The following is a 22501-nucleotide window of genomic DNA, read 5'->3' as shown; positions in this document are numbered from 1 at the left end:
TTTTCCGCTGGTCAGCCCGCGTTGTAGTAGGCGCTCTCCAGATATGCGTGGACGTCCTTCTCCGCCACTCGAAACGACCGCCCCACGCGTGCTGCGGGGAGCTCACCGGCGTGCACGAGCCGGTAGACCGTCATCTTCGACACCCGCATCAGCTTGGCGACCTCGGCGACGGTGAGAAACCGCACCTGGCCCATCGTCGGCGGCGCCTGCTGGCTGGGTTCGGAGTTCGCAGACATGCTTCACCGTGCCCTTCGGCACGTGTCGCGTCCGTCGGCTTCCCCTCCGACGGAAACCTCACGCACGTGCTCTATCGAGAGTAGCGGGACAGCTGGGATGCCTGCGATGGCCGAACGACCCGGCCTGTTCCGCCTCTCCGCGATTCACAGTGGTGGTTGCGTCCAGCACGGATCTCGCGTTTCGCGGTTTCTTGTGGCTGGCTTGCGTCACGGTCCCCTGAGGTGCGGTTGGCACGGGGTTGGTCATGCGGGCTCTTCGTTTTCGTGGGCCTCGCCCAGCTCGACCGACCGGTCTCGGGCCGCCTCGATGGCGTCGATGAGCGCCGCTCGCACGCCGTGCTTCTCCAGCTCGCGGATCCCGGCGATGGTGGTGCCCGCCGGGGAGGTGACGGCCTCGCGCAGCATCACCGGGTGGCCGCCGCCCTCGCGGAGCATGGCCGCCGCGCCGACCGCGGACTGGACGATCAGCTCGGCGGCGGTGGTCCGCGGGATGCCCAGCAGGATGCCCGCGTCGATCATGGCTTCGACCAGGAAGAAGAAGTACGCCGGGCCGGAGCCGGACAGCGCGGTGACCGCGTCCTGCTGGCTCTCCGGAACCCGCACCACCTTGCCGACGCTGCCCAGCAGTTCCTCGACGAGCCCCAGGTGCGCGTCCTCGGCGTGCGCGCCGCCGGAGATCGCGCTCATCGCCTCGCCGACCAGCATCGGGGTGTTCGGCATGACTCGGACCACCGCGGTTCCCGCAGGCAGGCGGCGTTCGAACAGCTTCGTCGGCAGGCCCGCGCACAGCGACACCACGAGCTTGCCGGTCGGCAGGGCAGGCGCCACCTCCGCCAGCAGCGGATCGATGTCCTGGGGCTTGACGGCGACGACGATGACGTCCGCGCGCTGCACCGCTTCACCCACGTCGACGTGGGTGATCCCGTAGGTCTTGGTCAGCTCGGCGGCGCGCGTCGCGAACCGCTCGGTGAACAGCAGGTCCGCCGGGGTACGACCTGCCTTGAGCAGCCCCGACAGCAGGGATTCCCCGATCTTTCCGGCTCCGAGTACGGCGATCGTCGTCATGCCGCTCAGGGTGCCAGACCACGCCGCGCATCCGGCACGAGCGTGGGTGCGCCCTGCGTGACGAGATCTCCCGGAGGGTGATCTCAGCCGCTACTGTGGCTGCCACCACAGCCACGGCCGAGCGATCTTTGACCGGACCAAAGGAGCTCCCACCATGTTCAGCACGATGCAGGATGGCCACCTCTCGATCGCGCGAATCCTCCAGCAGGGCAGCGAACCGCACGGTGTCTCCGCCGAGGTCGTGACCTGGACCGGCGACGGCGCGCGGCGCACCAGCTACGCGGCGGTCGGCCGCCGGGCCGCCCAGCTGGCGCACGCGCTGCGCGGCCTCGGCGTGACCGGTGACCAGCGGGTCGGCACCTTCATGTGGAACAACTCCGAGCACCTGGAGGCGTACTTCGCGGTGCCGTCGATGGGCGCCGTGCTGCACACCCTGAACATCCGGCTGTTCCCCGACCAGCTGGTCTACGTCGCCAACCACGCCGAGGACGAGGTGGTGCTGGTCGACTCGACGCTGCTGCCGTTGTTCCAGAAGCTGCTGCCGGAGCTGGCGACGGTGCGGCACGTGATCGTCGTGGGCGCTGACGGGGCCGCGCTGGAAGCACCCGCCGGAGTCGAGGTGCACGGGTACGAGGAACTGCTGGCCGAGCAGCCGGACGAGTTCGACTGGCCAGAACTCGACGAACGTTCGGCCGCCGCCATGTGCTACACCTCCGGCACCACCGCCAACCCCAAGGGCGTCGTCTACTCGCACCGCTCGGTCTACCTGCACTCGATGCAGGTGTGCATGACCGACGGGATGGCCCTGTCGCAGGCGGACCGGTCGCTGGCCGTGGTGCCGATGTTCCACGCGATGTCCTGGGGCCTGCCGTACGCGGCGTTCATGGTCGGCGCCTCGCTGATCATGCCGGACCGGTTCCTGCGGCCCGAGCCGCTGGTGCGGATGATCGCCGCGGAACGCCCGACGATGGCCGCGGCGGTGCCGACGATCTGGCAGGGCGTGCTGCAGCACCTGGCGACCAACGCGGAGGACGTGTCGTCGCTGCGGGAAGTCGTGGTCGGTGGGGCGGCGTGTCCGCCGTCGCTGATGAAGGCATTCGAGGAGAACTACGGAATCTCCGTGCTGCACGCCTGGGGCATGACCGAGACGTCGCCGCTGGGCAGCGTGGCCAGGGCACCTGTTGGCGTCAGCGGTGAGCAGCGCTGGACCTACCGGGCCAGCCAGGGACGGCTGCCCACCGGGGTGCAGGGCCGGTTGGTCGGTGAAGGCGACGTGGTGCTGCCGTGGGACGGCGCGAGCGTCGGTGAGCTGCAGGTCCGCGGGCCGTGGGTCGCGAAGGCGTACTACGGCGAGGACGATCCGGAGAAGTTCCACGAGGGCTGGCTGCGCACCGGCGACGTCGGCTACATCACGCCGGACGGGTTCGTGCAGCTGACCGATCGGGCCAAGGACGTGATCAAGTCCGGCGGCGAGTGGATCTCGTCGGTGGACCTGGAGAACAAGGTGATGGGCCACCCAGCGGTGGCCGAGGCGATGGTCATCGGGGTGCCGGACGAGAAGTGGTCGGAGCGGCCGCTGGTGGCCGTGGTGCTCCGCGACGGCCAGCAGGTGGCAGCGGCCGAGCTGCGCGAGTTCCTAGCCGACTCCGTCGCGAAGTGGCAACTACCGGAGTACTGGACGTTCATCCCCGAAGCCCCGAAGACCAGCGTCGGCAAGTTCGACAAGAAGCGCCTCCGCCAACAACACGCCGAAGGCCGCCTGAACATCACCCACGTCCAATAACCCGAAGAACGTCCCGCCCGGAACCGGCACGCCACGTCGGGTGAGCGGAACTTTCAACCGGCCCATCCGGGCGAGAAGTTCCGCTCGTCCGGAATCCGCGCGCACTGTCGCAGGGGGAGGGACTTCTGATCGGCTTAGCCAGATGGGAGTCCCGTTCGCAACGAGCGGCACGCCACGCTCGGCGCGAAGGCAAGCGGCGTAGCCGCTTTCGGCGGTGATCCGCCGCCACGACGAGCAACTGAATCACTGCCGAGCCGTCGCAAGCGCCGAAGGCGCTTAGCCCACGCCAGCAACTTGCACCGCCGCGGGTTCTCAAACGTCTTCTCGCGAGGACAGCCCCGACGCCGCGTACTGGGTCATACGTAAGTCGGGGATCCCGGAGTCGAGAAGGCGTCTGAGGTTCCGCTACTCGCACCGCTAAGCAAAAGACCCGGGCAGTCTCTACAGCGGGGCGATGGCTAGTTGGCGGGCTTGGCATACCAGTCTGCCCACCGAGTCGATCACCGTGACGTCCTCGTCGAACCACTGGCCGTGCAGCGCGCGGCAGCCCACCACCAGCCGCAGCCAGCCGTTCGCCGGGTGCGCCCGCACCAGCGCGGTCAGCTGGACCGTCGGCACCCAGCCGAATCGGCCGAGGTTCTGCGTCACCGGCAGCGTCAGGTCCCCGGCGACCAGCGCGAACAGCAGATCCGGCTGGGCTTCCCGCGGCTTGACCCAGAACCGCATCCGGGGCTCGCCGACTCCGCCGGAGAGGAACTCCGCGGTGTTGGCGTCCAGCCGCATGTCGCAGACCCGCGAAAGCCCGAAGTACTTCCGGACCTCGGTTGCGGCGAGGTCGATCGCGTTCGACGGCGGGTTCACCGGCATCTCGGGCACGTCCGACCACTCGGGCTCGGCGGTGGGCACCTTGCCGAGGGTGATCGTGGCATCCACGCAGGTCTGCCCGCTCTGCTCCAGCGCCGCGCGGGCCGCCGTCACCGTCTTGCCCGTCTTGAGCAGCTCGGTCCGGATCAGCACCGGACCGACTCGTGGCGGGCGGAGGAACTGCGCGCTGACCGACAGCGGCGCAAGCCCGGTCGCGTCACCGAGGGCGCGGGACAACAGCGCCAACAGGTAACCGCCGTGCGGGCGTTCTCCGACGGCCCATTCCGGATGGAGGTTGGCGACGAAGGTGCCGTCGCCAAGCGAGCGCACCGAAGTGGCCGCCGCGAAGGGATCCAGGACCTCAGTCACGTCGGGTCCAGCGGTCGGAAGCATTCGGCGGCCAATGCGCGCAACGGGTTCATGGTCGCTGATTCTAGTGACCTTCAGAGAAGTTGATCATCAGGCACCGGTTAGCCCTCCTAATCGCCGGAAGATCAGATGGCTGGCCCCCGAACGCCACCGAGCCGCCAGCCGCCGGGGTTCCGCGGATCCGCCTGCGGAGCGGCCCGCGCGGTGCCACCACGGCGATTTCGCGCGGAATCGGCGCTTCCCTGGGCAGGGGGCGTCGTCAGGTCGCGCGCAGCGGCTCCAGGTGCAGCCGGGCGAACAGCAGGGCTTCGGCCAACAGCGCCGCTCGCTGCGCGGGACTGCGCGCCTTGCGCGTGTTGACCTCCAGCACCACCGCGCCCGCGTACCCGTCGGCGGCCAGCGCCTCGCACACCTCCGCGCACGGCTGGTTGCCCTGTCCGGGCACCAGGTGCTCGTCCCGCGGCGCTCCTGTCCCGTCGGCCAAGTGCACGTGGGCCAGACCGTCCTTCATCCGCTTCAGCAGCTCGATGGCATCCATGTGCGCGGCAGCGGCGTGCGACAGGTCCAGCGTGTAGTTGCGGAACCCGACCTCGGTCGGATCCGGCGAAGGTTTGAACGCCGACAACCCGCTGGTCTTGCCGCCGCGCAACCGGTTCAGCGTGCTCGGTGGGCGCAGCGGGAACATGTTCTCCACCGCGATCGCGATGCCGCTGGTCTCCTCCAGTTCCGCCACCAGCTCGCCGAACCCCTCCGCGTAGCGGCGCTGCCAGCGGAACGGCGGGTGCACGACCACCGTCGACGCACCCAGGTCGCTGGCGACCACCACCGCCCGCCGCAACCGCTCCTCCGGCTCCGGTGACCAGACCCGCTGCGTGATCAGCAGGCAGGGCGCGTGGACGGCCAGGACCGGCACGCCGTGCTGCTCGGAAAGCCGGTGCAGCGCGCCGACGTCCTGGCTGACCGCATCCGCCCAGACCATCACCTCGACCCCGTCGAAGTCGAGGTCGGCGGCCATCTCGAAGGCCGTCCGCGCCGGTTGCGGCCACACCGATGCGGTGGACAGCCCGACCGGGACACGTCCGGCGGCGTCCTCGCGCGGTGGCGGTTGCACTGTCATGTCCTGCCAAGCATGACCGACGGTTGGTGGGCGGTCGTTGAAGAGGGTGCGCGGATCAGCTCGCGAAGGTCATCCGCCGCGGCCCCCCGATCCGGCGCACCTCGGGGCCGTCCGAAGAACCCGCGGGTGGTCGAGCACGGAGAAGCACCGCGTGCCGGGCGCCGAAGCGCAGTTGACCACGTCGCACTTCCCAAACCGTGAACTCCCGCTAGTGGTTGATCAACACCAGTGCCGCCGGGGAAACCGTGCAGAACAAACCGACCAGCACCGACAGCAGGATCGTCTGCAGATCGTTGGTGCGCAAGAACTTCCACGAGATGAGCACCAGACAACCGGTGATCACCAGCGCGGCGACGAGCGCGGCCACCGCGTTGTTGATCCACAGCCACTGGAACCCGACCCAGACCGCACCACCGGCGACCAGGCCGACGACGCCCTGCCCCACGAGCCTGCCCCACTCCTTGCCGGGGGAGGTGGGCTCTTCTTCCTCGTCGGCCTGGTAGTCGTCGGAGTCCAGTCCGGCGGGCAGCTCCGGGTCGTAGTCGTCTTCCTCGGCGTATTCGACCTCGGGGTCGTCGTAGGAATCGAAGTCGTACGGGTCGTCGGGTTCGACCTCTTCGTCGGCCTGCTGCGCTGGCGGGTAGGCCAGCATGGCGGTGCCGAGCGGACCGGGATCCGAGGGGGTTGGCACGCGCGGCAACTGCTCGGTGACGCCCTCCGGCGGAGTGCGCTTCGGCGGAGCCGGTGGGGCGGGCGGCGCCGGGGGCAGCTCCGGCTGCGGAGCTGGGCGACGCAGCGCGGGCTGTTGGATCGTCGCCTCGGCATCGCCTTCCGGCGGCGCCATCGGGGCTGCCGCCTTGTCCTGCCCTGCGCTGGAGAAGCGCTGCGCCCAGTAAGTCGCGCTACCGACGGCGGGCTCGGCAGGCGGTTCCGGCGCCGGTGGTTCGGGCACGGGCGGCGCTGGCGCTACCGCAGCCTGCGGCGGAGGAGGCGGTGGTTGGGGCGCAGCCGGAGGTTGCGGGGCGGCGCCTTCTGGGCCCGCGCGGCGGCTGCGCCGCTGCGGTGGCTCGGTGTCGGGCTGCACGGCGCGCATCTGGCCGCTGTCCGACAGCACCCGGTTGATGATCGCCTGCGGGGCGGTCTCGCTCGGGTCCTCGGCCCGCCTGCGACGTCGCCGGGAACCCTTCTGGGCGTTGCCGCCGCCGTATTCGGCGAGCAACTCCGCCACGGTGCGCTGGGTGGGCTGATCGGCCCCACTTTCCCGACTCATCGCTCCCACCGTGCCCCGTGCTGGGTCTGCCGTCCAGTTCCGTCCGCGGGCCCCGCCTCCGCGTGGCTCAGGGTGGCCCGAGCCTGAATGGCAGTGTGACTGTCTCCATTCGTGTGGTCCAGCCGCCGTAGGATCACACCTTCGCGCAACGCCCACGGGCAGATGTCGAGCGACTCCAGCTCCAGCGCGTGCATGGTCGCCTCGGCCACCAGCGCACCACCCACCAGTTGGTGCGCCCGCGCGTTGCTCACACCATCGAGGGCGGCCAGATCGGATGACGACATCCGGGTGATGAACGCCAGCAGTTGCCGCAGGCCGGTCTCGGTGAGCGTGCGCGGCACCCGCGGTCCCGCCGACGACGGTGCCGCGCCGGTCAGCCGGGCCAGCGATCGGAACGTCTTGGAACTGGCCACCGCCCGGTCGGGCCGGGCCATCTTGCGGAAGCGCTTGGCGGTGGGCGCCAACTGGCCCTGCAGCCATTCGCGCAGCTTCTTCACCTCGTCCTGGCGCGGCGGGTCGTGCAGCATCGTGCGGGCCAGCCGACCCGCGCCCAGCGGCAGCGACACCGCCAGGTCGGGCTGCTCGTCGATGCCCACCGCGAGCTCCAGCGAACCGCCGCCGATGTCGAGCATCAGCAGGTTGCCCGCCGACCAGCCGTACCAGCGGCGGGCCGCCAGGAAGGTGAACCGCGCCTCGTCCGCGCCGGGCAGCACCTCCAGCTCGATGCCGGTCTCGGTGAGCACCCGGTCCAACACCTCGGCGGCGTTGTCCGCTTCGCGGATCGCCGACGTGGCGAAGGCCATCAGCTCCTCGCAACCAGCCGCGACGGCGGATTCCTGCGCGTCGGCGACGGTGCGGATCAGCTCCGCGGCGTCCTCCTCAGCGAGTCGGCCACCGTGCGCGCCGATCCGCTCGGCCAGCCGCAGCACGGTCTTCTCCGATGTCATCGGGGTCGGATGGGCACCACGATGTGCGTCCACCACCAGCAGGTGGACCGTGTTGGATCCGACGTCGAGCACCCCTAGGCGCATGTTCGACAAATTACCGGCTGCGCACGTCATCAGGGGCGGGGTGGGCAGCAAACGGGCCATCCCGCCGCCCCGCGCACGCCGCAGACCAGGCCGACCAGCGCAGCAGTGCGGCACGTCACGCGGGCAACATCACGCTTCGAACTTGTACCCGAGGCCACGGACCGTGATGAGGTAGCGCGGATCCGCCGGGTTCGGCTCGACCTTCGAGCGCAGCCGCTTGACGTGCACGTCCAGCGTCTTGGTGTCGCCGACGTAGTCCGCACCCCACACCCGGTCGATGAGCTGACCGCGGGTGAGCACCCGGCCGACGTTGCGCAGCAGGTACTCCAGCAGGTCGAACTCCTTCAGCGGCAGGTTGACGTCCACGCCGTCCACAGTCACCACGTGCCGCTCGACGTCCATCCGCACCGGCCCGGCTGCCAGCACCTGCGGTTGCAGCTCCTCGGCCTCGCCGCGGCGCCGCAGGACCGCGCGCACCCGCGCGATCAGCTCCCGCGCCGAGTACGGCTTGGTCACGTAGTCGTCCGCGCCGAGCTCCAAGCCCACCACCTTGTCGATCTCGCTGTCCCGAGCGGTCACCATGATCACCGGGACGGAGGAGCGTTGGCGAAGTTGCTTGCACACGTCCGTGCCGCTCATGCCCGGCAGCATCAGGTCGAGCAGCACGATGTCCGCGCCGTTTCGGTCGAACTCGTCCAACGCCTCCGGACCGTTCGCGGCGACTGCCGCGGTGAAGCCCTCCTTGCGAAGCAGGAAGGCAAGCGGGTCGGCGAAGGACTCCTCGTCCTCCACGATCAGCACCCTGGTCACCGGACTCCTCCCGTTTCGACGGTTGTGACCCCGTCCGCACTCTCGGTCTTGGACCGGGCTGGTTTCGCCGCCCGGTCCGGCTCTGCGGCCGGTTGGCCGTCGGTCGCACCGTGCCTGGGCACTCGGAGCGTGAAGGTGGAGCCGGTTCCGGTGCGGCTCCACAACTTGACCTCGCCACCGTGGTTGGCGGCGACGTGCTTGACGATCGCCAGCCCGAGACCCGTACCGCCGGTCGCCCGCGACCGCGCCGGATCCACGCGGAAGAACCGCTCGAAAACCCGCTGGTGGTATTGGGGCTCGATTCCGATGCCCCGATCCGTAACCGCGATCTCCACGAAGTCGCCGGAGAGCCGACGGCTTATCGACACCGGGCTGCCCGGCGGCGAGTAGGACACCGCGTTGTCGATCAGGTTGGTGAGCGCGGTGACCAGCAGCGTTCGGTCCCCGTCCAGCAGGTAGCCGCTGGATTCGTCGACGGCGATCTCGATCCCGGCCGACTCGGCGGCCAACCGGCACCGACCCAGCGCCTCTTCCACGACGGCATCGACGTCGACCGTGGTCAGCTCGGGCAGCCGCTCGGCGCCCTGCAGGCGCGACAACGCGATCAGCTCGGAGACCAACGTCCCCAGCCGGGTCGACTCGTGCAGGATCTTGGTGGAGAACCGCCGGACCTCTTCGGCGTCGTCAGCGGCGTCCAGCACCGCCTCGGCGAGCAGCGCGAGCGCCCCGACCGGGGTCTTCAGCTCGTGGCTGACGTTCGCGACGAAGTCGCGGCGGGTGGCCTCCAAGCGGACGGAGTCGGACTCGTCCGCGGCGTCGACGACGGCGAAGCCGTCGCCGAGCGGGCGGACCTCGCCGAGCACCGCGGCCGGGCCGCGACCGCGCAGCGGCGCGGCGCGGTTCAGCGGGGTGAGGTCGACGGGGACCGGCTCGCCGGTGACCAGCGCCTGCTCCGCGGCCTTGCGGGCGCGCGGGTCGGCCTGGTGGTCGCGGATGAGGCCGAGTTCGTCAGCGCGCGGATTGTGCAGCACCACGTCGCCGAATTTGTTGAGCACCACCACGCCGTTGTAGCTGGTGTGCACCAGCCGCTGGAGAAGTTCGGCAACGGTGGGACCTTGGGGCTTCGCGCCGTTCCGGGATCCCCGACCAATGACGAAGCCGCCGACCGCGCCCAGCAGGAGCGCGGCGATCATCAGGGCGGTGTAGCCCAATGCGGTCACGTCTGCATCGTAAGCAAGCGGGGGTGGGGAAAGGCCAGTCTACGAGGGCGTTCCGTGATACCCGTGACACGAAAAGGGGCCTTCTTCACCTCGACTTCACCCGGCGCTGGGACCCAGTTCACGTACCACCCGATCGACCGTCGCGCTCCGTTCGCCGCCTAGGCGACTCCTCGCCACGCATCACCCACCTGAGTGATGAGTGAAGGGCACCTTTGACCGGCTTACTCGGTCGAAGGTGCCCTTCACCTCGACTCGATCGGGGTTAGCGGCCTTGGTTGGCGACTGCTGCCGCGGCGATGGCGGCGGCCTCCGGGTCGAGGTAAGTGCCGCCCGGATTGGTCGGCTTGAGGTCGGCGTCGAGGTCGTAGCGCAGCGGGATCCCGGTGGGGATGTTCAGGCCCGCGATGTCGCCGTCGGAGATCCCGTCCAGGTGCTTGACCAGCGCGCGCAGCGAGTTGCCGTGCGCGGCGACCAGCACCGTGCGACCGGCCCGCAGGTCCGGCACGATCGCGGACTCCCAGTACGGCAGCAGTCGGGCCACCACGTCCTTCAGGCACTCGGTGCGCGGCATGTCGCCGCCGAGGTCGGCGTAGCGCGGGTCGGCGTCCTGGCTGAACTCGCTGCCGAGCTCGATCTCCGGCGGCGGGGTGTCGTAGGAGCGGCGCCAGAGCATGAACTGCTCCTCGCCGTAGGCTTCCAGCGTCTGCTTCTTGTTCTTGCCCTGCAGCGCGCCGTAGTGGCGCTCGTTGAGCCGCCAGTCGCGCCGGACCGGGATCCAGTGCCGGTCCGCGACGTCGAGGGCGATGTTCGCGGTGGCGATGGCTCGCCGCAGCAGCGAGGTGTACAGCACGTCCGGCAGCACCCCGGACTCGCGCAGCAGTTCACCGCCGCGCGTCGCCTCGACCTCGCCGTTGTCCGACAGCGGTACGTCCACCCAGCCGGTGAACAGGTTCTCGGCGTTCCACGTGCTTTCACCGTGCCGCAGCAGCACCAGGGTCGCAGTCATAAACCCCAGGCTATAGAGCCGTCCGCGATTCCTCGTCCAGGAGGTCTGACAGCCGGTCCGCCCACGCCGCCACCGCACCGAGCACTCCCGGAGTCGTGCCAGTTTTGCCTAAAACCAACAACCGAAAAACAGACAAATCGCCAGTCAGGTTTCGGTAGAACTGGCGCCGAGAAAGTGGAGTTCCGCATCATGGAGGGGAGGTCGGTTGCGAGTCGAGATGGGGCTTGCGGGCCATTGCCCGGCGGTGTTTCGATTCGGCGTTTCGCCGCTGCGCGTCGTGGCGCGCGAAGCGACTCATCTCCGCCGAGTCCGCCCAGCTGGCGTGCGCACTTGTCGGCGGATTTCGTTGTCCGCTTCACCCGACAGTTATGTGATCATCGCGGTGCCGTGACACGAAAGTGGCGCCGGTCACTTCCGTTGACGAATTGAAGGTAGTTTGATTCCTGTGCGTTATTTTTCTCTCCAAACATCACACTAATGGAGCAATGTGGCGGCCTTGTGGCAGCTGCAGGACTCTGCGAAGTTGACAACGCTCTCCTTGATCGGCTCCCACGCACTCCCCGATCTCGGGAGAGCACGAGCGCGGTTCGTATCCCCCATCGGGCCGCGCCCCGCCGGGCCCAGGGTGCCCCCCGCCCACCGGCCCGTCAGGCGGGACCCCCACGCGGGGCGGCTTGAGCTCGTGACTCCCCCTCTCTCCCAAGCCGCCCCGCGCGGTCCCCCTCGGAAGGTGCGCGGATTGACTTGCGCAGCGCGTTCCGCTGCGCGATCCCCAGACCGCCGGTGCAACCGGAAGATCGTCGGGCTCCGTCTTCGCCGTGTTCACGGCGAAGACGGAAGGCAGTGGCATGCACAAGCAGCGATTACGTTGGCCGATCGTGGCGGTGGTCGCGGTCGGCCTGCTCGGGGGATGTTCCTCGGGGGCCGAACAATCAACGAACGGGGATTCCCGCGCCGTGGCGCCGCAGTCGCCGCAGGAACGCAACGGCTCGGGCAGCAGCTCCGAAACCGGCACGACTTCCAGCCCGGCCATCGGCCCGCGCGAGGTGATCCGGACAGCCGAGCTGGACATCGAGGTCAACGAGGTCGAGCCAGCCGGTGCCGAGGTGCGGCGGCGCAGCGAGGCCGTCGGGGGTCACCTCGAACAGGAGAGCACCCGCAGGGCGGGCACCACGATGACGATCCGGGTTCCGGCCGCCAAGTTGGACCAGGTGTTGGGCGAGCTGTCCGGGCTGGGGCGGGTCACCTCACGCAGCCAGCAGACCCAGGACGTCACCGATCAGCTCGTCGACACCCGAAGCCGGATCGACTCGCAACGCGCCAGCGTGCAGCGGTTGCGGACGCTGATGGAACGCGCCGCGACCGTCGACGAGATCGTGTCGATCGAAAGCGAGCTGACCTCGCGCGAAAGCGAACTGGACTCGCTCGAACGGCGGGCGGCCGGGCTGACGGGTCAGGTCGAGATGGCCACCATCACGGTTCGCCTGGAACGCCCCGGCGCGGTCACCGACGAGGACACCGGCTTCCTGGCGGGACTTTTCGGCGGCTGGCGGACGCTTTCGTCGGTCGGCGCATTCCTGCTGACGGCCTTCGGCGCCGTCCTCCCGTTCGCCGTGGTGCTGGCGATACCAGGTGCGGCGGCCTGGCTGCTGCTGCGCCGCCGCCGGGCATTGCGCAGCGGCAGCCTGTAGCGCACGCGGCGGAGCTCAGTCGCTCAGCGGCCGGACCGGGCCGTCCCGTTCCACCAGCTGCCGGAAGGGCTGCAAGTTGGCCAGCGATTCGCCGCGCGACTCGCGCCAGCCCCATTCCCGCCGGATCGCGGTGGCGAAGCCGAGCTCCAGCAGGGTGTTGAAGTCGCCGTCGGCGGCTTCCAGGACCTGGCCCAGCACCCGGTCGAGTTCTTCGGCGGTCACCGCGTGCAGGCCGATCCGGCCGACCAGGTAGATGTCGCCGTTGCGGTCGATCGTGTAGTGCACGCCGTAGAGCCGGGCGTTGCGGCGCAGCAGGAACCGGTACACCTCTTCGTGCGCCTCGTCCGGCTGCCGACACACGAAGGCTTCGACGACCAGGGCGTGTTCGGCGACGATGAGCCAGCAGTTGGTCTGCAGCTTCTTGCTGCCGGGCAGCGTGACGAAGAACCGGCCCTCGCCCTCGGTGACGTGCTCCAGCCCGTTGGCGTCCAAAGCCGACCTGATGACCTCGTCGAGGCTCACGCGGTTACCTCCCGGATGCGCAGTTGCGCGTGGAAGGCCATCTTCGCCCGCGCGTAGGCATCCAGCAGTGCCCCAGTGGTGCGTTCCCAGGAGAAGCGCGCGGCGTGCGCGGTGGTGCCTGCGGCCAGCCGAGTCCGCAACGCGGGGTTCCGCACCACCGACCCCAGCGCCTCGGCCCACTGCTCGGCGCCGTGACCGTCCACCAACAACCCGGACACCCCGTCGTGGACCGCGACCGGCAGGCCCCCGACCGCAGCGGCCACCACCGGCGTGCCGCATGCCTGGGCTTCGAGCGCGACCAGTCCGAAGGACTCGTTGTAGCTGGGCACCGCGACGACGTCCGCAGCACGGTAGACGCTGGTCAGCGAGGTACCACTGCGTGGCGGGAGGAACCGCACCACATCGGTGATGCCAAGTTCCGCCGCGAGTTCGTGCAGCGCCCGAGGACGTTCCAGTCCGCTGCCGGATGGTCCGCCGACCACCAGCACCACCAAGCGCTCGCGGCTGTCCGGATGCCGGGCGAGCAGCTCCGCGGTGGCCCGCAGCAGCACGTCCGGGGCCTTCAACGGTTGGATCCGACCGACGAAGGCGAGCACGACGGCGTCGGCGGGGAGGTCGAGCGCGGCGCGGGCAGCCGTGCGATCACCAGGGGTGAAGCAGTCCAGATCGACACCGGGCGGGATCGTCGCGACGGCGTCCGGATCGGCGTCGTAGCGGTTGATCAGGTCAGCGGCCTCGAACTCGGTGTTGGCCACCAGCATGTCGGCCTCGGCGACCACCTGTTCCTCGCCGAGCACCCGCACGCGCGGCTCGGGGGAGTCGCCCTCAGCGAGGTTGGCGTTCTTGACCTTGGCGAGCGTGTGCGCGGTGTGCACCAGCGGGACGCCCCAACGCTCCCGCGCGAGCCAGCCGACCTGCCCAGACAGCCAGTAGTGCGAATGCACGATGTCGTAGTAACCGGGCTCGTGGCGAGCTTCGACCCGCAGCGCACCGGCGGCGAAAGCGCACAGCTGCGACGGCAGATCGTTCTTGTCCAGCCCTTCGAAAGGTCCGGCGACCACGTTTCGGACCAGGACGCCAGGAGCGAGCTCAGCGATCGGCGGGACGTCCGAGGAGGTCGCCCTGGTGAAGATCTCGACCTCGGTGCCGTACTCGGCGAGCCGCCTGGCGGTCTGCGCGATGTAGACGTTCATGCCCCCGGCGTCGCCAGTACCGGGCTGTTCCAACGGGGAGGTGTGCAACGAGAAGACGGCGGCGCGGCGCGGCCGCATGCGTAAGGTTCTGGAGGTCATCTGCTGCCCATCGCAAGCCGGTCGGCCCGAGGTTTTCGGACGCACGTCAACCCCGACACCCGGCGAGGCGGAAACATTCCCGCCGCACTCCCTTAACACAGCTGTCGGCGCCAACGCTCGACGCTACCGCCTCGGTGCCGCGGAACCGTCGGATCCAGCGGCACCAGGTGGCCCTCCTCACACCCAGGACCGCCGGGCACGGAGCACGCCGCGAACAAGTCCAAGAACAGAACCCTCGTGTCTGTTTTTGTTCTTGTTTTTGAAGCGGCGAAGCCGCTTAGCGCCGCACCGCTACGCAAAACGAGTCCGAAGACAGTCTTCTCAGACTGCGGACTTCTGGGTCCATTGATCCCAGGTGAGCAGCCAGTCGAGGACGTCGAACTGGGGTGGCATGCTGCTGGCCGAGCCCGTCACCTCGACCGGGTCGCCGAGCAGGGCGCCGTCGTAGTACTCCTTCGCGTCCGCCGCGCTGAGGTTGATGCAGCCGTGCGAGTTGTTGACCTTCCCCAGCGCCGCTGCGTTCTCCTGGTTCTCGTGGATGAACTCGCCGTGGTTGGAGAACCGGGCCGCCCACGTCTTGCGCACGTCGTGGTAGCCGTACCTGGGGTTGTCCATGATCTCGACCGGGTTCTTCTCCATGACGATGTAGGTGCCGTTGGGGGTGTTGCGGCCCGGGTCGTACTCCTCGCCGTAGCTCGCCGCGTAGTTGGCCACCTGCTGGCCGTCCCGGATCACGACCATCCGGTGGGTCCCCACGGCGGCTTTCACGATCTGCGCCCGGCCGATGTTGAACTCGGTGCTCAGGTCGGCCAGCCCGTAGGAGCCCTCGCCGTAGGCGACGCCGTAGAGCTTCGCGTTGACGCTGACGTGGGTGTGCGCTGGCCAGTACGCCTTCGGCCGCCAGTCCACCTGCTGGTCCGACAGCCAAGCCCAGGCGCCCTCCACCGGAACCGAGGTTTGCACGGTCAACGCCCGCTGGATGGCCGCCTTGTCCTTGACGGGCTTGTCGAACTTCACGCTGATCGGCATCGCGATGCCGACCTCGGCGTCGTCGGTCGGGTTGATCGTGGCGCGGATCGTCCGCTGCGGCTTCAGCGTGCTGAACTGCCCCTGGACCGGCACCTGCTTGCCGTCCTCACCGGTGACCTGGCCGGACCACGTGTAGCTCTTGCCGTAGCCGAGCGCCACGGTGGGGTGCCAGCTCTTGCCGTCCGACGACAGTTCCCCCGCGACCTGCTTGCCGTCGCTGTTGGTCAACGCGATGCTGTCGAACTTGCCGCGGTCGACTGTGGCATTTATCGGCGCGGCGGGATTGACATCACCCGCACCAATGCCCGGTTCGAAAGTCACCTTGGCGACCGGGTCGGCAGGTTGCTGCTGTTCGGGTGCGGGCGAACCGCAGCCGGAAATCAACAGCACCGCCGTCAGCGCTCCCACCAGCGCAGCCCACAGCAGCCGCAGTTTCGAACCGCTCACTTTCTGACCTCTATCCCTTTTTGAGAACTTGCGGCGAAAATGTCCTTTTCCTCGGAAAGGATCGGACTTCCGCCGAAATGCGACCCATGTTCAAAGACGTGCGGGGGTCGGAAAAGATGTCTTGAGCCCCTAGTGTGTCCCGTCACATCAATCGGGTGACGGGGAGGTCCCGCTCACCCGGCCGGACGTGGTCGGATGGAGACCGGTGCAACTGGCCATCTCCTGGGAGGAAGAAGACGTTGAGCACAAGTTCTGCAGGCCGCTGGGCCGTGGTCACCGGGGCGAGTTCCGGCATCGGTGCGGCCACCGCGCGCCAACTCGCCGCCGCGGGTTTCCACGTGGTGCTGGGTGCCCGGCGACTCGACCGGCTGACCGAACTCGCCGAGGAAATCGGCGGCACCGCGCTGCGGTTGGACATCACCGACGCGGATTCGGTGACGGCGTTCGTCGAACAGGTGCCGGAGTGCCACGTGCTGGTCAACAACGCCGGGGGCGCGAAGGGCATGGCCAAGGTCGCAGATGCGGTGGAGGACGACTGGCGCTGGATGTGGGAGACCAACGTGCTCGGCACGCTGCGGATCACCAAAGCGCTGATGCCCAAACTGGTCGCCTCCGGCAATGGGCACGTGGTGACGGTGACCTCGGTGGCCGCCTCCGAGGTCTACGACAACGGCGGAGGCTACACCTCGGCCAAGCACGCGCAGGGCGCGCTGCACCGCACGCTGCGCGGCGAGCACCTGGGGGAGCCGGTGCGGTTCACCGAGATCGCACCGGGCTTGGTGGAGACCGAGTTCTCCGAGGTGCGCTTCAGCGGGGACAAGGAACGCGCCGCTGGGGTGTACCGCGGCATCACCCCGCTGACCGGCGACGACGTCGCGGACATCATCACCTTCGCGGTGACCCGCCCGGACCACGTCAACGTGGACTACCTGGTCGTCAAGCCCCGCGACCAGTACTCCGCAACCCGCGTGCACCGCAGGGATTGATCCCACCTGGCGGCCGTGAGCGCGGTGGCACCGTCACGCGCTCACGGCTCAAAGCCTGTCTTCCAAGCTCGTTTTGCGTGGCGGTGCGGGTAGCGGAACCTCAGACGCCGTCTGAGAACCCGCAGCGGTGCAAGTGCCGTAGGTGGGCCAAGCGGCTTCGCCGCTTCAAAACCAAAAGGACAAGCACTCAAACCCGGATCTGCTGGGATTCGGTGCACAGTTCCACGTCGAGTTCGGCCAGCACGTCGGCGATCGGGCTGGCGAAGCCGACCGCGCCGCCTCGGCTGCCCGCGACGTGCAGGCCGATGATCCGACCGCTCGGATCGAGCACGGCCGCCCCGGCGTCCCCCGGCCCGCAGAACCGCAGTTCCGCGGCAGCGACGCGAATCTGCTCCCGCAGCACCCGGACGCCGAGGGCTTCGCCGTGGTCGATGCGCACGGTCGCGTCGACCGAGACGACGACGCCGGGGGTCAGCCCGGTTCCGAAGCCGTTCTTGCGGACCAGCTCGCCCGGATAGGCCGTGGTGTGCCCGGTGACCGGCCCGATGCCGTCGACCGTGCACGAGGTCTCCAAGCCCGGTGCGATGGTGACCGCGGCCGCGTCCACCCGCCCGGACAGCGCCGCCCGCGCCAGCTCGGCGTGCACCCGGCCGCCTTCCGGATCGACCATCCGATCGCCGACCGCCCAGGCGTCGTCGAGGCAACCCACGTCGAAGGTGGTCAGGCCCATCGGGACCACCGTCGGCGCGGTGCCGGTGACGACTGCCCCGAGCGTGCCGATCCGGCGGTAATCGCCCGCCTCGGCCACGGTGGGCGGCGCCAGGTAGACGGCCCGGCACGGGGTGAGCCCGCTTCCGCCGCGCACCACGCCGGTGCGCTCGCTGCGCCGCTGGCGCGGCGTCAGCGGCTCGTTCCGGGCGCAGTGGATGTGCTGCAGTACCGGCTGCTCTTCGATGACATCGGTCGGGATCCCGAAGACATCGCCGGGGATGCAGGTGCCCGGCACGAGCAGCTCGCGCGGCTTCTTCCGGATTACCGAAACGACGATGACTTGCTGACCGGTGCTCGCCCCGGCACGGTGTTTCACACCGATGTCCACACCGGTCACCCCGGGCAGGTCCAAGAGCTGGTCCTCGACCGCCCGCTTGATCGGACGTATCACCGCTCGATCTCTTAGCTCCCTGATGCTCAGCATGGTGGCCCCCTCCACCTACCCCATTTAACACTCAGGGTTACGCATCAGTCACGAAGAGTCACCCTTACGGCCGTTCGGCTCTTCGGCTGCTACAGCGAACAGTCCACCAACACCGGCTCAGGTGCCAGTGAAACGCCGAAGGCCACGCGTACTCCGTCCCGAACTTCACGCGCAAGAATTAGCAGGTCGCGGGTCGTCGCGGCACCTCGGTTGGTCAACGCGAGGGTGTGCTTGGTGGACAGCCGCACCCGACCGCCGGGACCCGGATGCCCCTTGGCGAACCCGGCGCGTTCGATGAGCCACGCCGCGGACAGCTTGGTCCCGCCGTCGGCCGCCGGGTACTGCGGCACCCCCTGGTCCGGGCCGACCGCGGCGGAGATGCGCGCCAGCACCTCGGGCAGGTCGGCGCGGTCGACGATCGGGTTCGTGAAGAACGAGCCCGCGCTCCAGGTGTCGTGGTCTGCGGCGTCGAGCACCATCCCCTTGCCGCGACGCAACGCCAGCACCGCCTCCCGTGCGCTGGCCACGTCGACCTGCGTGCCCGGCTCCGCGTCCAGCGTGCGGGCGAGTTCGGCGTACTTGATCGGGGCGGACCGGCCTCCGTCGCGCAGCAGGAACCGGGCCCGCAGCACCACTGCGGCCGCATTGTGCTTGAGCACGCTGTTGCGGTAGGTCAGCCCGAGTTCGCCAGCCGGGACCGTCCGCACCCGCCCGGTGCCGCGGTCCAGCAGATCGACCGAGACCAGCAGGTCGGACACCTCGACGCCGTACGCGCCGACGTTCTGCACCGGGGTGGCCCCGGTCAGGCCGGGGATGCCGGACAGGCATTCCAGCCCGCCCAGGCCCTGGCGGACCGCATCGGCCACCACCTCGTCCCAGTCCTCACCCGCCTCCGCGGTGAGTTGGACCAGCCCGTCGCCGACGCTGTCGTACCGGCGGCCCTTGGTGGCGATCCGCACCACTTGCCCGGCGAAGCCCTCGTCCGCGATGACCAGGTTCGAACCGCCGCCGAGCACCAGCAGGCGGTGGCCACCAGCATCGGCCGCCCGCACCGCCGCGGTCAGCTCGTCGGGTTGGCGGGCGACCACCAGGCCGGTCGCCGGACCGCCCAGCCGCAGCGTGGTGTAGCCAGCCAGCGGCAGGTCGCCACCAGCGCGTTCGCCGGGCGGCGAAGTGTCACCGCGCACTTCTTCGGCACCGGACATGGATGGGTTCACGGTTGCCAAAGGTAACCTCCGCAGCATGGCACGCCGCATCGAGCACCGAAGCACCTCCGAGTGGCCCGCCGCCAGGGTGTACGAGGCGCTGATCGACATCGACTACCTCACCGACCGGCTGCGGGAACTCGGCGGCTCGAACGCCGTACTAGTGCAACACGTGGCGACCGAGGACGGCGCGCGGTTCCAGATGCGCCACGGCGTGTCCGCCGATTCGCTGCCGTCGGTGGCCCGCACCGTGGTGGGCGGGGACCTGACGATCGACCGCAGCGAGTCGTGGCGGCGGGAGGAGGACGGGCACTACACCGGCGAGATCGCCGCCGAGATCGCCGGAGCGCCCTGCTCGATCACCGGCTCGATGTGGCTGCGCGACCTGGCCGAACCCGTCGGGTCCGCGATAAGCGAGTTCGTGGTGTCCGGCAGCGTGCGGGTGAACGTGCCGTTCCTGGGCGGCAAGCTGGAGGACCTGGTCGCCGACCGGGTGCAGAAGCTGCTCTCGGACGAGGAGCGCTTCACCACCGAGTGGCTGGCCCGCCGGGGATGATGTCGGCGATCGGCGGACCGCGACGGCGCTTGCCCTCCTGCGGGCGATGACGTCCGGAACACGTCCCAAGAAGCGGGCGCCTCGGCTCGCGGCTGGGCGGGCTCGTGCCCTCGGCATGCCCACGCGCGGCACCACCAACCCGAACCGGCTGCGGCGCGTCGACCGGTGGATCGTCGGCACCCCCTGGGTCGCCCGCGCGCTGCGGAACGCCGCGGAGCCGGTGGTCATCGACCTCGGCTACGGCGCGACCCCGGTGACCACCGTGGAGTTGGCGACGCGACTGCGCCCGCTGCGGCCGGACGCTCGGGTGGTCGGGCTGGAGATCGACGCGGACCGCGTCGCGGCCGGGAAGCTCGTCGCCGATCCGCCCGCGCTGGAGTTCCGCCGCGGCGGGTTCGAGCTGGCCGGACTGGCCGCCGGGGTGCGCGACTTTCCCGGCCCCGCGCTGGTCCGGGCGTTGAACGTGCTGCGCCAGTACACCGAGCCGGAAGCGTGGCGGGCCTGGGAGGAGTTGTGCTCCCGGCTGGCGCCGGACGGGTTGCTGGTGGAGGGCACCTGCGACGAGATCGGGCGGCGGTGCTGCTGGGTGACGCTGGACCGGAACGGACCGCGAACCCTCACGCTGGCCTGCCTGCCCGCCGACCTCCAACGGCCGTCGGATCTCGCCGAGCGGCTGCCCAAGACGTTGATCCACCGCAACGTGCCGGGCGAGAAGGTGCATGCGCTGCTCGCCGAACTCGATGCGTGCTGGGCGAAGGCAGCGCCGATGGCGCCGTTCGGGCCGCGTGCCCGGTGGGCGCACACCGCGCAGCTGTTCGCCGAGTCGGGCTGGCCGGTGCTGGATCGGCGCCAGCGGTGGCGGTTGGGGGAACTCACCGTCGACTGGTCCGCGGTCGCGTCCGACGAAGGTCACTGATCCGATCGCCACTGGACCTCCTACGGTGGGGGCATGGCGAGCGAGTTCCACCACCACGCATTCCGAGACCAGGCCGCCGCGTTCCGCAGTGCCGTGATCCAAGCCGGTCCAGACGCCGAGGTATCGACCTGTCCCGGCTGGGACGTCCGAAGGCTGGTGCAACACCTGGCTCGGGTGTACGCGAACGTGGCGCTCGCCCTGGAGCTGGAACCGGGCGACGAACGGCCGCGCCCACCCCGTCCGCCCGCGGATTTCGACGATGCGCTGACCTGGTGGGACGACCGGTTCACGCACCTGGTGCACGCACTGTCCACATCAGACCCAGCGCGTCCGGTGTGGTCGTTCTTCCCCGGTGGCACGGCGGAGCGCTGGACCCGGCGGATGGCGCACGAGACGGCGATCCACCGGCTCGACGCCGAACACGCGCTCGCCTGCCTCGGCCCGGACCACGTGCACGAGCTGATCTTCGATCCGGCGCTGGCCGCCGACGGCATCGACGAGATGCTGACCGTGATCCTGCCGGTGACCGTCAATTGGGCGGAACGCGAGCACGAGGGGAAGGTGCTCTACCACGCCCCGGACGCGGGTCGCGCTTGGTTGGTCGAGTACCAACCGGGTTGGCCCCCGGTGGCCGGAGCGCCGACCGATGCCGCGCTGGAGGTGGACGCGACGGTGGCCGGTACGGCCGACGCGGTGTACCGCCGGGTCTGGGGCCGCCCGAGCACGGCCCTGATCACCGGCAACACCGCACTCGTCAACCTGGTCAGCGGCCGGTGATCCACCGGGCGGGTGGCGGTTCGCAATTTCGCGAGAAATTGCGAACCTTCACCGGGTCGGGGCGCGCTGGGACGGGCGCGGTGTTCAGCACAGCCTTTGCTGCCTGGGACAATCCTTGGCTGTGAGTCCTTCGGAACGTCGTTTCGTCATCCGGCTGGGTTGCCCGGACCGGACCGGGATCGTCGCTCGCATCGCGGGCTTCCTCGCCGAGCACGGCGGCTGGATCGTCGAGGCCGGTTACCACACGGATCCCAACACCGGATGGTTCTTCACCCGGCAGGAGGTCCGCGCCGACTCGCTGCCGTTCGGCATCGACGAGCTGCGTCGCCGGTTCGTCGCCGTCGCCGACGAACTCGGCAGCCGCACCGATTGGCGGGTGTCGGACACCGGCGAGCGGCGGCGCGTGGTGATCCTGGTTTCGAAGGAAAGCCACTGCCTGCACGACCTGCTCGGCCGCGTCGGGTCCGGGGAACTCGACGTCGACCTGCGCGCGGTGATCGGCAACCACCCGGATCTGGGCCCGATCACCGAAGCGCATGGCATCCCGTTCCACCACATTCCGTTCGCGACGGATCCGGACGCGAAAACCGCGGCGTTCCAGCAGGTCCGCGAGCTCGTCGAGACGCAGGACCCGAACGCGATCGTGCTCGCCCGCTTCATGCAGGTGCTGCCGCCCGAGCTGTGCGCGGCGTGGGCGGGACGGGCGCTGAACATCCACCACAGCTTCCTGCCGTCGTTCGCCGGGGCCCGCCCGTACCACCAGGCGTACGAGCGCGGCGTGAAGCTCATCGGCGCGACCTGCCACTACGTGACCGCGGAGCTGGACGCCGGGCCGATCGTCGAGCAGGACGTGATCCGCGTGGACCACACCGACGACGTGGCCGACATGGTTCGCAAGGGCCGGGACATCGAGAAGATCGTGCTGGCCCGCGGCCTGCGCGCGCACCTCGAAGACCGCGTCCTGGTCCACGGCCGCCGCACCGTCGTCTTCTGACGGTCGTGGGGGGGGGGGCGCGGGGGGGGGGGGGGGGGGGCGGGGGCCCCCCCCCCCCCCCCCCCGGCCCCCCCCCCCCCCCCCCCCCCCCCCCCCCCCCCCCCCCCCCCGCCGGCGGCG

General features: G+C 69.7%; 21 protein-coding genes. 7 read left to right on the top strand and 14 right to left on the bottom strand.

The genetic code is table 11. From position 1 onward, the window contains the following. Positions 1–11: 11 nt before the first annotated feature. Complete coding sequence (locus MOQ72_RS06095) at positions 12–236, bottom strand: helix-turn-helix domain-containing protein (RefSeq protein WP_242181092.1); 225 nt, start codon at positions 234–236, stop codon at positions 12–14. 243 nt (positions 237–479) lie between these two features. After that, positions 480–1301 (bottom strand): pyrroline-5-carboxylate reductase, encoded by an 822-nt coding sequence (gene proC / locus MOQ72_RS06090; RefSeq protein WP_242181091.1) that lies wholly within the window; start codon positions 1299–1301, stop codon positions 480–482. 154 nt (positions 1302–1455) lie between these two features. Here proC and MOQ72_RS06085 point away from each other — a divergent pair, with 154 nt between their 5' ends. Continuing rightward, positions 1456–3084: a long-chain fatty acid--CoA ligase gene (locus MOQ72_RS06085; RefSeq protein WP_242181090.1), complete on the top strand. Its 1629-nt coding sequence runs from the start codon at positions 1456–1458 to the stop codon at positions 3082–3084. Between the two features lie 441 nt (positions 3085–3525). Here the strand turns inward: MOQ72_RS06085 and MOQ72_RS06080 are convergent, their stop codons facing one another. The 7 genes from MOQ72_RS06080 to MOQ72_RS06045 form a co-directional block, all read right to left on the bottom strand. Further along, positions 3526–4317 (bottom strand): thioesterase family protein, encoded by a 792-nt coding sequence (locus tag MOQ72_RS06080; RefSeq protein ID WP_242181089.1) that lies wholly within the window; start codon positions 4315–4317, stop codon positions 3526–3528. A 259-nt stretch (positions 4318–4576) separates the two neighbouring features. Further along, positions 4577–5434 carry a sugar phosphate isomerase/epimerase family protein gene (locus tag MOQ72_RS06075; protein ID WP_242181088.1) on the bottom strand — a complete coding sequence of 286 codons (858 nt, stop codon included), beginning with the start codon at positions 5432–5434 and terminating at the stop codon, positions 4577–4579. A gap of 208 nt (positions 5435–5642) precedes the next feature. After that, positions 5643–6704, bottom strand: a complete 1062-nt coding sequence (locus tag MOQ72_RS44345) for an Rv0497 family membrane protein (RefSeq protein WP_277953638.1) — start codon at positions 6702–6704, stop codon at positions 5643–5645. Next, positions 6701–7735 (bottom strand): Ppx/GppA family phosphatase, encoded by a 1035-nt coding sequence (locus MOQ72_RS06060; protein ID WP_242181086.1) that lies wholly within the window; start codon positions 7733–7735, stop codon positions 6701–6703. Before MOQ72_RS06060 ends, MOQ72_RS44345 begins: the two co-directional genes overlap by 4 nt. A gap of 129 nt (positions 7736–7864) precedes the next feature. Further along, positions 7865–8545, bottom strand: coding sequence for a response regulator (locus MOQ72_RS06055; protein WP_242181085.1), 681 nt, complete (start codon positions 8543–8545; stop codon positions 7865–7867). After that, positions 8542–9765, bottom strand: a complete 1224-nt coding sequence (locus MOQ72_RS06050) for a sensor histidine kinase (RefSeq protein WP_372495298.1) — start codon at positions 9763–9765, stop codon at positions 8542–8544. The genes MOQ72_RS06055 and MOQ72_RS06050 overlap by 4 nt, the downstream gene beginning before the upstream one ends. A 262-nt stretch (positions 9766–10027) precedes the next feature. After that, positions 10028–10771 carry a phosphoglyceromutase gene (locus MOQ72_RS06045; protein ID WP_242181084.1) on the bottom strand — a complete coding sequence of 248 codons (744 nt, stop codon included), beginning with the start codon at positions 10769–10771 and terminating at the stop codon, positions 10028–10030. Between the two features lie 848 nt (positions 10772–11619). Between MOQ72_RS06045 and MOQ72_RS06040 the strand changes: the two genes are divergently transcribed. Beyond that, entirely contained in the window at positions 11620–12462 is an 843-nt protein-coding gene (locus MOQ72_RS06040) for a DUF4349 domain-containing protein (protein WP_242181083.1), read from the top strand. A gap of 15 nt (positions 12463–12477) precedes the next feature. On the opposite strand, the gene MOQ72_RS06035 is transcribed toward MOQ72_RS06040, so the two are convergent. The 3 genes from MOQ72_RS06035 to MOQ72_RS06025 form a co-directional block, all read right to left on the bottom strand. Beyond that, positions 12478–12984, bottom strand: coding sequence for a type III secretion system chaperone family protein (locus MOQ72_RS06035; protein ID WP_242181082.1), 507 nt, complete (start codon positions 12982–12984; stop codon positions 12478–12480). Next, complete coding sequence (gene mshA, locus MOQ72_RS06030) at positions 12981–14276, bottom strand: D-inositol-3-phosphate glycosyltransferase (RefSeq protein ID WP_372495297.1); 1296 nt, start codon at positions 14274–14276, stop codon at positions 12981–12983. The genes MOQ72_RS06035 and mshA overlap by 4 nt, the downstream gene beginning before the upstream one ends. A 321-nt stretch (positions 14277–14597) precedes the next feature. Further along, positions 14598–15752 (bottom strand): L,D-transpeptidase, encoded by a 1155-nt coding sequence (locus tag MOQ72_RS06025; protein WP_242181080.1) that lies wholly within the window; start codon positions 15750–15752, stop codon positions 14598–14600. A gap of 239 nt (positions 15753–15991) precedes the next feature. Here MOQ72_RS06025 and MOQ72_RS06020 point away from each other — a divergent pair, with 239 nt between their 5' ends. Further along, positions 15992–16738, top strand: a complete 747-nt coding sequence (locus tag MOQ72_RS06020) for an SDR family NAD(P)-dependent oxidoreductase (protein ID WP_242181079.1) — start codon at positions 15992–15994, stop codon at positions 16736–16738. Positions 16739–16925: 187 nt separating this feature from the next. Here the strand turns inward: MOQ72_RS06020 and MOQ72_RS06015 are convergent, their stop codons facing one another. Both MOQ72_RS06015 and MOQ72_RS06010 read right to left on the bottom strand, forming a co-directional pair. Beyond that, positions 16926–17933, bottom strand: coding sequence for a chymotrypsin family serine protease (locus tag MOQ72_RS06015; protein ID WP_242181078.1), 1008 nt, complete (start codon positions 17931–17933; stop codon positions 16926–16928). Between the two features lie 89 nt (positions 17934–18022). Further along, positions 18023–19138, bottom strand: a complete 1116-nt coding sequence (locus MOQ72_RS06010) for a UDP-N-acetylmuramate dehydrogenase (RefSeq protein WP_242181316.1) — start codon at positions 19136–19138, stop codon at positions 18023–18025. Positions 19139–19175: 37 nt separating this feature from the next. On the opposite strand from MOQ72_RS06010, the gene MOQ72_RS06005 reads away from it, so the two are divergent. The 4 genes from MOQ72_RS06005 (at position 19176) to purU (ending at position 22381) form a co-directional block, all read left to right on the top strand. Continuing rightward, on the top strand, positions 19176–19694 hold the full coding sequence (locus MOQ72_RS06005; protein WP_242181077.1) for a DUF2505 domain-containing protein: 519 nt from the start codon (positions 19176–19178) through the stop codon (positions 19692–19694). Positions 19695–19740: 46 nt separating this feature from the next. Next, positions 19741–20610 carry a class I SAM-dependent methyltransferase gene (locus MOQ72_RS06000; RefSeq protein ID WP_242181076.1) on the top strand — a complete coding sequence of 290 codons (870 nt, stop codon included), beginning with the start codon at positions 19741–19743 and terminating at the stop codon, positions 20608–20610. Between the two features lie 33 nt (positions 20611–20643). Beyond that, on the top strand, positions 20644–21387 hold the full coding sequence (locus MOQ72_RS05995) for a maleylpyruvate isomerase family mycothiol-dependent enzyme (RefSeq protein ID WP_242181075.1): 744 nt from the start codon (positions 20644–20646) through the stop codon (positions 21385–21387). Positions 21388–21508: 121 nt separating this feature from the next. Then, positions 21509–22381 (top strand): formyltetrahydrofolate deformylase, encoded by an 873-nt coding sequence (gene purU, locus MOQ72_RS05990; RefSeq protein ID WP_242181074.1) that lies wholly within the window; start codon positions 21509–21511, stop codon positions 22379–22381. The last annotated feature ends 120 nt before the right edge of the window (positions 22382–22501 follow it).

This window comes from Saccharopolyspora soli (genome assembly GCF_022678645.1).
Lineage (GTDB): Bacteria > Actinomycetota > Actinomycetes > Mycobacteriales > Pseudonocardiaceae > Saccharopolyspora > Saccharopolyspora soli.
Note: the sequence above shows the minus strand (reverse complement) of the source record. Positions and strands in the feature narration are given on the sequence as shown.

What these genes read in the sequence shown, in the direction of transcription:
- MOQ72_RS06095 (WP_242181092.1), bottom strand. Translation starts at nt 236, where the DNA reads ATGTCTGCGAACTCCGAACCCAGCCAGCAGGCGCCGCCGACGATGGGC.
- proC (WP_242181091.1), bottom strand. Translation starts at nt 1,301, where the DNA reads ATGACGACGATCGCCGTACTCGGAGCCGGAAAGATCGGGGAATCCCTG.
- MOQ72_RS06085 (WP_242181090.1), top strand. Translation starts at nt 1,456, where the DNA reads ATGTTCAGCACGATGCAGGATGGCCACCTCTCGATCGCGCGAATCCTC.
- MOQ72_RS06075 (WP_242181088.1), bottom strand. Translation starts at nt 5,434, where the DNA reads ATGACAGTGCAACCGCCACCGCGCGAGGACGCCGCCGGACGTGTCCCG.
- MOQ72_RS44345 (WP_277953638.1), bottom strand. Translation starts at nt 6,704, where the DNA reads ATGAGTCGGGAAAGTGGGGCCGATCAGCCCACCCAGCGCACCGTGGCG.
- MOQ72_RS06060 (WP_242181086.1), bottom strand. Translation starts at nt 7,735, where the DNA reads ATGCGCCTAGGGGTGCTCGACGTCGGATCCAACACGGTCCACCTGCTG.
- MOQ72_RS06045 (WP_242181084.1), bottom strand. Translation starts at nt 10,771, where the DNA reads ATGACTGCGACCCTGGTGCTGCTGCGGCACGGTGAAAGCACGTGGAAC.
- MOQ72_RS06040 (WP_242181083.1), top strand. Translation starts at nt 11,620, where the DNA reads ATGCACAAGCAGCGATTACGTTGGCCGATCGTGGCGGTGGTCGCGGTC.
- mshA (WP_372495297.1), bottom strand. Translation starts at nt 14,276, where the DNA reads ATGACCTCCAGAACCTTACGCATGCGGCCGCGCCGCGCCGCCGTCTTC.
- MOQ72_RS06015 (WP_242181078.1), bottom strand. Translation starts at nt 17,933, where the DNA reads ATGCTGAGCATCAGGGAGCTAAGAGATCGAGCGGTGATACGTCCGATC.
- MOQ72_RS06010 (WP_242181316.1), bottom strand. Translation starts at nt 19,138, where the DNA reads ATGTCCGGTGCCGAAGAAGTGCGCGGTGACACTTCGCCGCCCGGCGAA.
- MOQ72_RS06005 (WP_242181077.1), top strand. Translation starts at nt 19,176, where the DNA reads ATGGCACGCCGCATCGAGCACCGAAGCACCTCCGAGTGGCCCGCCGCC.
- MOQ72_RS06000 (WP_242181076.1), top strand. Translation starts at nt 19,741, where the DNA reads ATGACGTCCGGAACACGTCCCAAGAAGCGGGCGCCTCGGCTCGCGGCT.
- MOQ72_RS05995 (WP_242181075.1), top strand. Translation starts at nt 20,644, where the DNA reads ATGGCGAGCGAGTTCCACCACCACGCATTCCGAGACCAGGCCGCCGCG.